Origin of the sequence: Streptomyces solicamelliae, assembly GCF_045348655.1 — a bacterium.
GTDB classification, from domain to species: Bacteria; Actinomycetota; Actinomycetes; order Streptomycetales; family Streptomycetaceae; genus Streptomyces; species Streptomyces solicamelliae.
The window spans coordinates 1,162,325-1,174,335 of sequence record NZ_CP160404.1 but is presented as its reverse complement, the minus strand read 5'-3'; the positions used below and the strand labels follow the sequence as shown (position 1 = coordinate 1,174,335).

Here is a 12,011-nt window from a genome sequence, read left to right as displayed (position 1 = left end):
TGTGCGGTGTACGGGCCGTCCGGCCTGCGCGTCCCGGGGCAGCGGAGTCCCGGGCGCGGGTCTGGGGGTGTCCTGCGGCGAGGCTCAGGGGTAGACGTAGAACCCCGAGCCGGTCTTGCGGCCCAGCCGGCCCGCGTCCACCATGCGCTGCAGCAGCGGGGGAGCGGCGTACAGGGGCTCCTTGAACTCCGCGTACATCGAGTCGGCGATCGAGGCGATGGTGTCCAGGCCGATCAGGTCCGACAGCTTCAGCGGGCCCATCGGGTGGGCGCAGCCGAACTCCATGCCGTTGTCGATGTCCTCGCGGCTGGCGATGCCCGACTCGAACATCCGGATCGCGGAGAGCAGGTACGGCACGAGCAGCGCGTTCACCACGAAGCCCGAGCGGTCCTGGGCGCGGATCGCGTGCTTGCCCAGCGTCTTCTCGGCGAAGACCTGCGCCCGGCTGATCGTGCCCTCGGAGGTGGTGAGGGCCGGGATCAGCTCGACGAGCTTCTGCACCGGGGCCGGGTTGAAGAAGTGGATGCCGACGACGTGGTCGGGGCGGGAGGTCGCCACGGCCAGCTTCACCAGCGGGATGGAGGAGGTGTTCGAGGCCAGGATGGCGTCCGGGCGGGTCAGCACCTGGTCGAGCACCTGGAAGATCTCGGTCTTGACCTGCTCGTTCTCGACGACGGCCTCGATGACGAGGTCCCGGTCGGCGAACTCGCCCAGGTCGGTGGTGAAGCTGAGCCGCGCCAGCGCCGCGTCCCGCTCCTCCTCGCTGATCTTGCCGCGTTCGGCGGCCTTCGACAGCGAGTTGGTGAGCCGGGTGCGGCCGATCTCCAGCGCCTCGCCGGTGGTCTCGGCGACCTTCACGTCGAGGCCGCTGCGGGCGCACACCTCTGCGATGCCCGCGCCCATCTGGCCGCAGCCGACCACTCCGACGCGCTCAATGTCGGCCATGGAGTCCGTCACCTCGTGTCTTTCGTTCTGCTTGGCGGCGGGCCCGTGTGATTCCGGTTCTCCGCCTCGACTCCATGACGTTACTCCGCCAGCCTCGTTTGATCGATCGTTCGGGAGGTGCATGCTGGCCGGACAGGTGTGACGTACCCGACATCCGAGGGGCACTGATGCGGCGAATGGGACGAAGGGGCTTTGTGGCGGGGGCGGCCGGAACGGCCGCGGCACTGGGGATCGGCGGGGGAGCGGCCGCGTACGCCGGCTTCGGCGCCGCACCGGGGGGCGGGCCGGACGGGGGCGGACGGATGAGAAGAAGGACACAGCGCGCCACCGAGTTCCGGGGCATGTGGCTGGCCACCGTCGCCAACCGGGACTGGCCCTCGCAGCCCGGTCTCGGCGCCGCACAGCAGCGCGCGGAGCTGCTCGCGCATCTCGACACGGCCGTGGCCAACCACCTCAACGCGGTGGTGTTCCAGGTCCGGCCGACCGCCGACGCGCTGTGGCCCTCGCCGTACGAGCCGTGGGCGCAGTGCCTGACGGGCGTGCAGGGCCGCGACCCGGGCTGGGACCCGCTGGGCACGGCCGTCGAGGAGGCGCACGCCCGCGGCCTGGAGCTGCACGCGTGGTTCAACCCGTACCGGGTGGCCAACCACACCGACCCCGGGCGGCTTACCGCCTCGCACCCGGCGCGGCTGCATCCCGACTGGGTCGTGCCGTACGGCGGCAAGCTGTACTACAACCCCGGGCTGCCGGAGGTCCGGGCCTTCGTCGAGGAGGCCATGCTCGACGCCGCCCGGCGCTACCCGCTCGACGGCTTCCACTGGGACGACTACTTCTACCCGTACCCGGTGGCCGGGCAGACCTTCGCCGACGACGACGCCTACGCGCGGTACGGCGGCGCCTACCCGGACAAGGCGTCCTGGCGGCGCGGCAACATCGATCTGCTGGTGGGGGAGACCGTGCGGCGGCTGCGGGCCCTGGCACCGCAGGCAGCCTTCGGGATCAGCCCGTTCGGCGTGTGGCGCAACGCGTCCACGGACCCGCTGGGCTCGGACACCCGCGGCGGGGTGCAGACGTACGACGATCTCTACGCGGACACCCGGAAGTGGGTGCGGGAGGGCTGGATCGACTACGTCGTGCCGCAGCTGTACTGGCACATCGGCAACACCGCCGCCGACTACGCGACGCTGGTGGCCTGGTGGGACGGGGTCGCCCGGGACAGCGGCACCGCGCTGTACATCGGCGAGGCGCTGTACAAGGCCGGCGATCCGGCGCAGCCGGCCGCCTGGCAGGACCCGGAGGAGCTGTCCCGGCACCTTGACGTCGCCGGGGCGTACCCGTCGGTGGGCGGGCACTGCTACTTCGCGGCGACGGACGTCGCGACGGACCGGATCGGGGCGATGGCCACCGTGGTGGCCGACCACTACCCGACCGTGGTCCGTACGCCTTCGCCTCGGTGAGAGCGGCCGCGCTCACGTCCGCTCCCGGTGCTCACATCGGCTGTTCGTGATGGCGTACGACGGTGTCGGGGCCCGGTGACATCAGGGCCTCGTGGCCGTCGTCGTCGAACTTGACCCGGTACGGCGGGTTGCCGTTCTCGCCCAGTACCTGGAGGACCTCGGCCGTACGGTCGTGCTGACCTACGGTGCGGCCGTGCACCACCAGCTTGTCGCCCTTGCTCGCATGCATCCCGACTGACCTCCTCGCGACCGGCCTGCCTACTTCGGAGTCTACGTCTGCAATTGTGACCTGGGTCACCCCGGGTGTCCTGCCGGGCTCGTGGGGCCCGCCCGTCAGGTCTGCGCGCGCTGGGTGACCGCAATGCAGACCAGCACCCCGACGGCGGCCAGCGGGGCCGCCAGCGGCAGCTGCTCGCCCAGCAGGAGCACCGACCAGCACAGGGTGAGCAGCGGCTGGGCGAGCTGGAGCTGACTGGCCCGCGCGATGCCGATCTCGGCCATGCCGCGGTACCAGACGTACAGCCCGAAGAACGTCGAGCCGGCCGCCACCCAGAGCAGTCCGATCACGCCCCGCGCGGTCAGGTGCACGGGCTCGTGCGCGAGGGCCACGGCCGAGCAGGCGACCGCGAGCGGCAGGCAGAGGATCAGGGCCCAGCCGACGACCTGCCAGCCCGGCATCACGGCCGCGAGCCGGCCGCCCTCGGTGTACCCGGCGGCGCACACGAGCAGCGCGCCGAACAGGTACAGGTCGGCGGTCGACAGCGCCCCGCCGCTCTGCTGGAGGGTGAACGCGAGCACGACGACGGCCCCGCCGACCGCCGCCGCCCAGAACGTTCGCGAGGGCCGGCGGCCGGTGCGGACGGCGGCGAACGCGGCCGTCGTCAGCGGCAGCAGGCCGACGACCACGGCGGCGTGCGAGGTGGTGGACGTCTGCAGCGCCAGCGTGGTCAGCAACGGGAAGCCCACCACCACGCCCGCCCCGACGACGGCGAGCCCGGCCCAGTGCCGGCGGTCGGGGAGCGGGACGCGCAGCGCCAGCAGGAACGCGCCCGCGATCAGGGCGGCGAGGACGGAGCGCACGCCGACCAGGGACCACGGGCCGAAGCTCTCCAGGCCCCAGGCGGTCGACGGGAAGGTGAGCGAGAACGCGACCACGCCGAGGACCGCGAGCAGGGTGCCGCGGGTCCGGGTCCCGCCGATGCCGTCGACCGCTATCGAGCTGAGGCGAGTAGCGCTATTCTGTGCTGTCATGCATGAGCGTAGCAGTGTGGCCGAACTGGCGAACTCTCTGAGGTCCGAGCTCCACCGCTATCCATACGGTGGAAAGCTGCCGTCCAGTCGGGCGCTCGTCGAGCAGTACCGGGTCTCCCCGGTCACCGTCACCCGCGCGCTCGGCCTGCTCGCCGCCGAGGGCCTGGTCGTCACCCGGCCCGGCGCCGGGGCCTTCCGCGCCGAGCCGCGCGCCGTCGCGGCCCCGGCCGGCGACACGTCCTGGCAGGAGGTCGCGCTCAGCGCCGACACCGCCGCGGAGGTCGTGCCGCGCGCCGTCGACGCCTCCGGCGTCCTCGTCACGCTGGCCGCCCCGCCGCCGGGCGTCGTCGAGTTCAACGGCGGCTATCTGAACCCCGCCCTGCAGCCCGAACGCGCCCTCGCCGCCGCCCTGGCCCGGGCCGGCCGCCGCCCCGGCGCCTGGGGGCGGCCGCCCGCCGACGGACTGCCCGAGCTGCGCGAGTGGTTCGCCCGCGAGATCGGCGGCAGCGTCACCGCCGCGGAGGTCCTGATCACCGCCGGCGGGCAGTCCGCGCTCACCACCGCGCTGCGCGCCCTCGGCACGCCCGGCACGCCCGTGCTCGTCGAGTCGCCTACGTACCCCGGGATGCTCGCCGTGGCCCGCGCGGCCGGCCTGCGGCCGGTGCCCGTGCCCGTCGACACCGACGGCGTCCGGCCCGACCTCCTCGAAGCGGCCTTCCGGGCCACCGGGGCCCGGGTGTTCGTCTGCCAGCCGCTGTTCCAGAACCCGACCGGCGCGGTGCTCCGGGGAGCCCGCCGCCTCGAGGTGCTGCGGATCGCCCGTGCCGCGGGCGCGTTCGTCGTCGAGGACGACTTCGCGCGGCGGCTGGTCCACGAGGACGCGGGGCCCCTGCCCGCGCCGCTCGCCGCCGACGACCCGGACGGCGTCGTCGTCCACGTCTGCTCGCTCACCAAGGTCACCTCCGCCAGCCTCCGGGTCGGCGCGCTCGCCGCGCGGGGGCCCGTACTGGAGCGGCTCCGGGCCATCCAGGTCGTCGACAGCTTCTTCGTCCCCCGCCCCCTGCAGGAGGCCGCGCTCGAACTCGTCGGCGCGCCCGCCTGGGGCCGTCACCTGCGGCAGGTGGCGGCCGAGCTCAGGAGCCGCCGGGACGCCCTGGCCGCTGCCCTCGCCGGGAGCCTGCCCGAGCTGGCCCTGCCGCCCCGCATCCCCTCCGGCGGGTACCACCTCTGGCTCCGCCTCCCGGACACCCTCGACGAGGCCGCCCTGCTGTCCGCCGCGCTGCGCGCCGGCGTCGCGGTCGCACCGGGCCGCCCGTACTTCAGCGCCGAACCGCCCGCCGGCCACGTCCGGCTGAGCTTCGCCGGGGTGGCTGGGCCGGCGGAACTCGCGGAGGGCGTGCGCAGGCTCCGCACGGCGGTCGACGAGCTGACGAATTGAGCTGACAGCCTCCCGCCCCTCCTGCGAGCCTGCGGCCCATGAACGAACCGAACGACGACACGGGTACGGACGCCGGGACCGACGCCGTCGCACTCGCCGTGCACGGTGCGTACGAGATCTCCACCGACCTCGCCCGCCTCGACCGGGCCCGGGTCCACCACTGGCTCTCCACCGACGCCTACTGGGCCCTCGGCCGCCCCCGCGCCAAGCAGGACCGGGCCATCGACGCCTCCCTCAACTTCGGCGCGTACCAGCGCGACACCGGCGAGCTCGCCGCGTACGCGCGGGTCGTCACCGACCGGGAGACCTTCGCCTGGCTCTGCGACGTCTACGTCGACCGCCCGGCCCGCGGCACCGGACTCGGCACCGCGCTGGTGGCGGCCGTCCGCGACCACCTGGCGCCGTACGGCGTGCGCCGCATCATGCTGGCCACCGAGGACGCCCACGGCGTGTACGAGAAGGTCGGCTTCGCACGGCTCCAGGACCCGGGCCGGTGGATGGCCCTCGGCCTGCACTGACGAGCTCCGCACGCGTCGAACTCTTGACCTACGGCGGACGCGGCCTCACGATCGCGCCCATGGGACTCCGGGTCACGCTGGTCGCAGCGGCGCGCAGCTCCTCCCTGCTCGCCGAACGCTTCGACGACGACCGCCCGCTCGACGCCGCGGGCTGGTACGAGGTGCAGTGCGCCGCCGAGGCGCTGGTACCGCTGGGGGGCGCCGAACTGCGCTACTGCTCGCCGACGCCCCGCAGCCGGGCCACCGGCGAGGCGCTCGGCTACGCGCCGCTCGCCCAGCCCGCGCTGCGCGAGTGCGACATGGGCCGCTGGCGCGGGCTCACCCTCGCGGAGGTGGCCGCGCTGGACCCGGCCTCCGTCGACGCCTGGCTCGGCGACCCCCGCAGCGCCCCGCACGGCGGCGAGCCGCTGCTGGCCTTCATCACCCGGATCGGCAACTGGCTCGACACCCGGCCGGCCGACGACGGAGCGACCATCGTGGCGGTCGCGGAGCCGTCGGTGGTCCGCGCGGCCTTCGTGTACGTGCTGAAGGCTCCGCCCGCGACGTACTGGAACGTGGACGTCCGGCCGCTGTCGACGGTCACCCTGACCGGCCGCCCGGGAGGGTGGCACCTCCAGCTGGAGCCGGCGCCGCGGCCCGCGCCCGTGATGCGCCCGTACACACCGGGCCCGTGAGGGCCGCGCCGACCGGCTAGCCTGGGAGGCACGATGAACCGTTTGACCACGTCATGGGGCGAGTTCGAGCTCACCCGCCACCCCGAGGACCCGCGCGACACCCTGCGCGCCTGGGACGCGTCCGACGAGTACCTGCTGCGGCACCTGCACGAGAGCGGCCAGGACCTGTCCGGCACGGTCGCCGTCGTCGGCGACCGCTGGGGCGCGCTGACCACCGTCCTCGCCGGGGCCGCGGGGCGGCTCGTCCAGATCACCGACTCGCACCTCGGCCGGCAGGCGACGCACGCGAACCTGGCCCGGGCCGGAGCCGAGCGGCAGCCGCTGCTGCTGACCACCCAGGACACCCCGCCGGACCGCGTCGACGTCCTCCTCGTCCGCGTCCCGAAGAGCCTGGCCCTCCTGGAGGACCAGCTGCACCGGCTGGCGCCCGCGGTGCACACGGGAACGGTGGTCGTGGGCACCGGCATGGTCAAGGAGATCCACACCTCCACGCTCCAGCTGTTCGAGCGGATCCTCGGCCCGACCCGCACCTCGCTCGCCGTGAAGAAGGCCCGCCTCATCCACACCACGCCCGACCCGGCGCTCCGGCCGGGCGCGAACCCCTGGCCGTACCGGTACGAGCTGCCCGCCGACGCGGCCGGAGGGGTGGCCGGCCACACCGTCACCAACCACGCCGGCGTGTTCTGCGCCGACCGTCTCGACATCGGCACCCGCTTCTTCCTGCAGCACCTTCCCGAGGACCTCGGCCGGTCGCGGGTCGTCGACCTGGGCTGCGGCAACGGCGTGGTCGGCCTCGCGGTCGCGCTGCGCGAGCCGGACGCCGAACTGGTCTTCACCGACGAGTCGTACCAGGCGGTCGCCTCCGCCGAGGCGACCTTCGAGTCCAACGCCGAGCCCGGCCGGAAGGCCGAGTTCCTGGTCGGCGACGGAGTGGCCGAGCTGCCGGCCGGCTCGGTGGACCTGGTCCTGAACAACCCGCCCTTCCACAGCCACCAGGCCACCACCGACCGCACCGCCCGCCGCATGTTCTCCGGCGCCCGCCGGGTGCTCCGCACCGGCGGCGAGCTCTGGGTGATCGGCAACCGCCACCTCGGCTACCACGCGACCCTCCGCCGCGTCTTCGGCAACTGCGAACTCGTCGCGAGCGACCCGAAGTTCGTCGTCCTCAGGGCCGTGAAGCGCCGCTAGCGCCCGGGCCGCGCCCGCCGTCCACCGGCTCGACGGCGTCAGCGAGGCCGCCGCCGCGGCCTTCGCGCCCGCCGTGACCGCCCCGCTGCCGGCGGGCGATGTGCGTGATCGCCTCGACCGCCCACCCCGCGCCAGGGCAGCGTCCGCTTGCGGAGGGCGTCGGGGGCACCGTGATCGATTCCTCGACCCCGGCATCCGTGCACAAGGCTTTGCATAAAACTGCTGCACTACGTATAGTCATGCCATCCAGGAGGAGGGTTCGATGACGGTACGAGCAGCAGTGGCGGGCGCGAGCGGATACGCGGGCGGGGAACTCCTGCGCCTGCTCCTCGCCCACCCGCACATCGAGATCGGTGCCCTGACCGGGCACTCCAACGCCGGTCAGGCGCTCGGCGGGCTCCAGCCCCATCTGGCACCGCTCGCCGACCGGGTCCTGGAGCCGACGACCGCGGACGTCCTCGCGGGCCACGACGTCGTCTTCCTCGCCCTGCCCCACGGGCAGTCCGCCGCCGTCGCCGAGCAGCTCGGCCCGGACGTCCTCGTCGTCGACATGGGCGCCGACTTCCGGCTGCAGAACGCCGCCGACTGGGACCGTTTCTACGGCTCCGAGCACGCCGGGACCTGGCCCTACGGGCTCCCCGAACTTCCGGGCGCCCGCGCCGCGCTGGAGGGGTCCAAGCGCATCGCGGTGCCCGGTTGCTACCCGACCGCCGTCTCGCTCGCGCTCTTCCCGGCCTACGCCGACGGGCTCGCCGAGCCCGACGCCGTGATCGTCGCCGCCAGCGGCACCTCCGGCGCCGGCAAGGCCCTCAAGCCGCACCTGCTCGGCGCCGAGGTCATGGGCAACATGACCCCCTACGGCGTCGGCGGCGGCCACCGCCACACCCCCGAGATGATCCAGAACCTGAGCGCCGTCGCCGGCACCCGGGTGGGCGTCTCCTTCACCCCGACCCTCGCCCCGATGCCCCGCGGCATCCTCGCCACCTGCTCCGCGTACGCGAAGCCCGGCGTCACCGCCGAGTCCGTCCGCGCCGCCTACGAGAAGGCGTACGCCGACGAGCCGTTCGTCCGCCTGCTCCCCGAGGGGCAGTGGCCGGCCACCGCGGCCGTGTACGGCTCCAACGCCGTCCAGATCCAGGTCGCGTACGACGCCGAGGCGAACCGGATCATCGCGATCAGCGCCATCGACAACCTCGCCAAGGGCACCGCCGGCGGCGCGGTACAGAGCATGAACATCGCCCTCGGTCTTCCCGAGGACACCGGACTCTCCACGATTGGAGTCGCTCCATGAGCGTCACCGCAGCGAAGGGATTCACGGCGGCGGGCATCGCCGCCGGGATCAAGCAGAACGGCAACCCGGACCTGGCCCTCGTGGTCAACACCGGGCCGCGCCGCGCCGCCGCGGGAGTCTTCACCAGCAACCGCGTCAAGGCCGCCCCCGTCCTGTGGTCCCAGCAGGTCCTGGCCGACGGCGAACTGACCGCCGTCGTCCTCAACTCCGGCGGCGCCAACGCCTGTACCGGCCCGAAGGGCTTCCAGGACACCCACGCCACCGCCGAGAAGGTCGCGGAGGCCCTGGAGATCGGCGCGGGCGAGGTCGCCGTCGCCTCCACCGGCCTCATCGGCGTCCTGCTCCCCATGGACAAGCTGCTGCCCGGCGTCGACAAGGCCGTGGCCGAACTCTCCGAGCACGGCGGCGAGAAGGCCGCCATCGCCATCAAGACCACCGACACGGTCCACAAGACCGCCGTCGTCACCCAGGACGGCTGGACCGTCGGCGGCATGGCCAAGGGCGCGGGCATGCTCGCCCCCGGCCTCGCCACCATGCTCGTCGTCCTCACCACCGACGCCGACGTCGACGCCAAGGGCCTCGACGAGGCGCTGCGGCAGGCCACCCGGCTCACCTTCGACCGGGTCGACTCCGACGGCTGCATGTCCACCAACGACACCGTCCTGCTGCTCGCCTCCGGCGCCTCCGGCGTCACGCCGGCGCAGGACGCGTTCGCCGAGGCCGTCCGGCAGGTCTGCGACGACCTCGGCCGTCAGCTCATCGGCGACGCCGAGGGCGCGAGCAAGGACATCCGGATCGAGGTGATCAACGCGGCGAGCGAGGACGACGCCGTCGAGGTCGGCCGCTCCATCGCCCGCAACAACCTCCTCAAGTGCGCCATCCACGGCGAGGACCCCAACTGGGGCCGGGTGCTCTCCGCCATCGGCACCACGAGCGCCGCCTTCGAGCCGGACCGGCTGAACGTCGCCATCAACGGCGTCTGGGTCTGCAGGAACGGCTCCGTCGGCGAGGACCGCGAGCTGGTCGACATGCGCTACCGGGAGGTCGCCATCACCGCCGACCTGGCCGCCGGCGCCGAGTCCGCCGTGATCTGGACCAACGACCTCACCGCCGACTACGTCCACGAGAACAGCGCGTACTCCTCATGAGCGACGGAACCCGGAAGCACAAGGCCCTGCCCAAGGCGCAGACCCTCATCGAGGCGCTGCCCTGGCTGACCCGCCACCACGGCAAGACCATCGTCATCAAGTTCGGCGGCAACGCCATGATCGACGAGGAGCTCAAGGCCGCCTTCGCCCAGGACGTCGTCTTCCTGCGGCACGCCGGCCTCAAGCCCGTCGTCGTGCACGGCGGCGGCCCGCAGATCAGCGCCGCCCTCGACAAGCACGGCATCGTCAGCGAGTTCAAGGCCGGCCTGCGCGTCACGACCGAGGACGCGATGGACGTCGTACGGATGGTGCTCGCCGGACAGGTCCAGCGCGAGCTCGTCGGGCTGCTCAACCAGCACGGCCCGCTCGCCGTCGGCCTCACCGGCGAGGACGCGCACACCATCACCGCCACCAAGCACCAGCCCGTCATCGAGGGCGAGCCGGTCGACATCGGCCGGGTCGGCGAGATCACCGCCATCGACACCGGCGCCATCCAGGCCCTCCTGGAGGACGGCCGCATCCCGGTCGTCTCCTCCATCGCCCGCTCCGAGGACGACGGACATGTCTACAACGTCAATGCTGATACGGCGGCTGCGGCACTCGCTGCGGCGCTGGGCGCGGAGACGCTGATGGTACTGACCGACGTCGAGGGCCTGTACGAGGACTGGCCGAACAGCGACGAGGTCATCAGCCGGCTCACCGCGAGCCAGCTGGAGAAACTGCTGCCCGAGCTCTCCAGCGGCATGGTCCCCAAGATGGAGGGCTGCCTGCACGCCGTGCGCAACGGCGTCCGCACGGCCCGCGTCATCGACGGCCGGGTCCAGCACTCGATCCTGCTGGAGATCTTCACCGACGAAGGCATCGGCACCATGGTCGTGCCGGACGAGAACGCGGGGGACAAGGAATGAGCAACGCGGACCTCACCCAGCGGTGGCAGGGCTCGCTGATGAACAACTACGGCACCCCCCGCCTCCCGCTGGTGCGCGGCGAGGGCGCGACGGTGTGGGACGCCGACGGCAAGGAGTACCTCGACTTCGTCGGCGGTATCGCGGTCAACGCGCTCGGCCACGGTCATCCGGCCGTCGTCGAGGCCGTGTCCCGGCAGATCGCGGCCCTCGGCCATGTCTCCAACCTGTTCGTCGCCGAACCGCCCGTCGCCCTCGCCGAGCGGCTGCTGCAGCTGTTCGGCCGGCCGGGCCGGGTGTTCTTCTGCAACTCCGGCGCGGAGGCCAACGAGGCCGCGTTCAAGCTGGGCCGGCTGACCGGCCGGCGGCACGTCGTCGCCACGGACAACGCCTTCCACGGCCGCACCATGGGCGCCCTCGCGCTCACCGGCCAGCCCGGCAAGCAGGCCCCGTTCCGGCCGCTGCCCGGCGACGTCACGCACGTCCCGTTCGGCGACGTCGAGGCGCTGCGGGCCGCCGTCACCGAGGAGACGGCGTTCGTGATCATCGAGCCGATCCAGGGCGAGTACGGGGTGGTCGTCCCGCCCGCCGGCTACCTGCGGGCGGCCCGCGAGATCACCCGCGCCACCGGCACGCTGCTGGTCCTCGACGAGGTGCAGACCGGCATCGGCCGTTGCGGCACGTGGTTCGAGCACCAGGCCCACGACGGCGTCGACCCCGACATCGTCACCCTCGCCAAGGGCCTCGGCGGCGGGCTGCCGCTCGGCGCGACCGTCGCCTTCGGGCCGGCGGCCGAACTCTTCGAGCCCGGTCACCACGGCACCACCTTCGGCGGCAACCCGGTGGCCTGCGCGGCCGGCCTCGCCGTCGTCGACACCCTCGCCCAGGACGGTGCGCTCGACCAGGTCAAGCGGATCGGCGAGAAGCTCCGCGACGGGATCGAGGGCCTCGGCCACCCGCTCGTCTCCCACGTCCGTGGTGCGGGCCTGCTGCTGGGTATCGTGCTCACCGGGCCCCTCGCACCCCAGGTGCAGCAGGCGGCCCAGGACGCCGGCCTCCTGGTGAACGCGCCCGCGCCCGATGTCGTACGGATCATGCCGGCGCTGACCATCGGGGACGCGGAGGCGGACGCCTTCCTGGAGGCGTTCGCGGGTGTCCTGGACGCGGTGGACGGGGAAGGACGACGCGGAGAATGA

12 protein-coding genes are annotated in these 12,011 nt (G+C 73.3%); 9 read left to right on the top strand and 3 right to left on the bottom strand.

Features of this window, described 5'->3' with window-relative positions; translation table 11 throughout:
* Positions 1 to 84: 84 nt before the first annotated feature.
* Positions 85 to 945 carry a 3-hydroxybutyryl-CoA dehydrogenase gene (locus tag ABZO31_RS05435; protein ID WP_406859823.1) on the bottom strand — a complete coding sequence of 287 codons (861 nt, stop codon included), beginning with the start codon at positions 943 to 945 and terminating at the stop codon, positions 85 to 87.
* Between the two features lie 167 nt (positions 946 to 1,112).
* On the opposite strand from ABZO31_RS05435, the gene ABZO31_RS05430 reads away from it, so the two are divergent.
* Positions 1,113 to 2,402: a glycoside hydrolase family 10 protein gene (locus ABZO31_RS05430; protein ID WP_406859822.1), complete on the top strand. Its 1,290-nt coding sequence runs from the start codon at positions 1,113 to 1,115 to the stop codon at positions 2,400 to 2,402.
* 31 nt (positions 2,403 to 2,433) lie between these two features.
* Here the strand turns inward: ABZO31_RS05430 and ABZO31_RS05425 are convergent, their stop codons facing one another.
* Together ABZO31_RS05425 and ABZO31_RS05420 are read right to left on the bottom strand one after the other, a co-directional pair.
* Positions 2,434 to 2,631, bottom strand: coding sequence for a DUF1918 domain-containing protein (locus tag ABZO31_RS05425; RefSeq protein WP_406859821.1), 198 nt, complete (start codon positions 2,629 to 2,631; stop codon positions 2,434 to 2,436).
* Between the two features lie 104 nt (positions 2,632 to 2,735).
* Positions 2,736 to 3,653 carry a DMT family transporter gene (locus ABZO31_RS05420; protein ID WP_406859820.1) on the bottom strand — a complete coding sequence of 306 codons (918 nt, stop codon included), beginning with the start codon at positions 3,651 to 3,653 and terminating at the stop codon, positions 2,736 to 2,738.
* Here ABZO31_RS05420 and ABZO31_RS05415 point away from each other — a divergent pair.
* From ABZO31_RS05415 to ABZO31_RS05380, 8 genes are all read left to right on the top strand, one after another.
* A complete protein-coding gene (locus tag ABZO31_RS05415; RefSeq protein ID WP_406859819.1) occupies positions 3,652 to 5,091 on the top strand; it encodes a PLP-dependent aminotransferase family protein in 1,440 nt (479 codons plus the stop codon). The two genes, ABZO31_RS05420 and ABZO31_RS05415, sit on opposite strands and share 2 nt — an antisense overlap.
* 38 nt (positions 5,092 to 5,129) lie before the next feature.
* On the top strand, positions 5,130 to 5,609 hold the full coding sequence (locus ABZO31_RS05410) for a GNAT family N-acetyltransferase (RefSeq protein WP_406859818.1): 480 nt from the start codon (positions 5,130 to 5,132) through the stop codon (positions 5,607 to 5,609).
* A 59-nt stretch (positions 5,610 to 5,668) separates the two neighbouring features.
* Positions 5,669 to 6,283: a histidine phosphatase family protein gene (locus ABZO31_RS05405; protein ID WP_406859816.1), complete on the top strand. Its 615-nt coding sequence runs from the start codon at positions 5,669 to 5,671 to the stop codon at positions 6,281 to 6,283.
* Positions 6,284 to 6,316: 33 nt separating this feature from the next.
* A complete protein-coding gene (locus tag ABZO31_RS05400; RefSeq protein ID WP_406859815.1) occupies positions 6,317 to 7,471 on the top strand; it encodes a methyltransferase in 1,155 nt (384 codons plus the stop codon).
* 262 nt (positions 7,472 to 7,733) lie between these two features.
* Positions 7,734 to 8,762 (top strand): N-acetyl-gamma-glutamyl-phosphate reductase, encoded by a 1,029-nt coding sequence (argC, locus tag ABZO31_RS05395; RefSeq protein WP_406859814.1) that lies wholly within the window; start codon positions 7,734 to 7,736, stop codon positions 8,760 to 8,762.
* A complete protein-coding gene (argJ, locus tag ABZO31_RS05390) occupies positions 8,759 to 9,910 on the top strand; it encodes a bifunctional glutamate N-acetyltransferase/amino-acid acetyltransferase ArgJ (protein ID WP_406859813.1) in 1,152 nt (383 codons plus the stop codon). Before argC ends, argJ begins: the two co-directional genes overlap by 4 nt.
* Positions 9,907 to 10,818: an acetylglutamate kinase gene (gene argB, locus ABZO31_RS05385; RefSeq protein WP_406859812.1), complete on the top strand. Its 912-nt coding sequence runs from the start codon at positions 9,907 to 9,909 to the stop codon at positions 10,816 to 10,818. Before argJ ends, argB begins: the two co-directional genes overlap by 4 nt.
* Positions 10,815 to 12,011, top strand: coding sequence for an acetylornithine transaminase (locus ABZO31_RS05380; RefSeq protein WP_406859810.1), 1,197 nt, complete (start codon positions 10,815 to 10,817; stop codon positions 12,009 to 12,011). The genes argB and ABZO31_RS05380 overlap by 4 nt, the downstream gene beginning before the upstream one ends.

Bases quoted from the DNA above. Each gene is read 5' to 3' on its own strand.
- ABZO31_RS05435 (WP_406859823.1), bottom strand. From the start codon at position 945: ATGGCCGACATTGAGCGCGTCGGAGTGGTCGGCTGCGGCCAGATGGGC.
- ABZO31_RS05430 (WP_406859822.1), top strand. From the start codon at position 1,113: ATGCGGCGAATGGGACGAAGGGGCTTTGTGGCGGGGGCGGCCGGAACG.
- ABZO31_RS05425 (WP_406859821.1), bottom strand. From the start codon at position 2,631: ATGCATGCGAGCAAGGGCGACAAGCTGGTGGTGCACGGCCGCACCGTA.
- ABZO31_RS05415 (WP_406859819.1), top strand. From the start codon at position 3,652: ATGCATGAGCGTAGCAGTGTGGCCGAACTGGCGAACTCTCTGAGGTCC.
- ABZO31_RS05420 (WP_406859820.1), bottom strand. From the start codon at position 3,653: ATGACAGCACAGAATAGCGCTACTCGCCTCAGCTCGATAGCGGTCGAC.
- ABZO31_RS05410 (WP_406859818.1), top strand. From the start codon at position 5,130: ATGAACGAACCGAACGACGACACGGGTACGGACGCCGGGACCGACGCC.
- ABZO31_RS05405 (WP_406859816.1), top strand. From the start codon at position 5,669: ATGGGACTCCGGGTCACGCTGGTCGCAGCGGCGCGCAGCTCCTCCCTG.
- ABZO31_RS05400 (WP_406859815.1), top strand. From the start codon at position 6,317: ATGAACCGTTTGACCACGTCATGGGGCGAGTTCGAGCTCACCCGCCAC.
- argC (WP_406859814.1), top strand. From the start codon at position 7,734: ATGACGGTACGAGCAGCAGTGGCGGGCGCGAGCGGATACGCGGGCGGG.
- argJ (WP_406859813.1), top strand. From the start codon at position 8,759: ATGAGCGTCACCGCAGCGAAGGGATTCACGGCGGCGGGCATCGCCGCC.
- argB (WP_406859812.1), top strand. From the start codon at position 9,907: ATGAGCGACGGAACCCGGAAGCACAAGGCCCTGCCCAAGGCGCAGACC.
- ABZO31_RS05380 (WP_406859810.1), top strand. From the start codon at position 10,815: ATGAGCAACGCGGACCTCACCCAGCGGTGGCAGGGCTCGCTGATGAAC.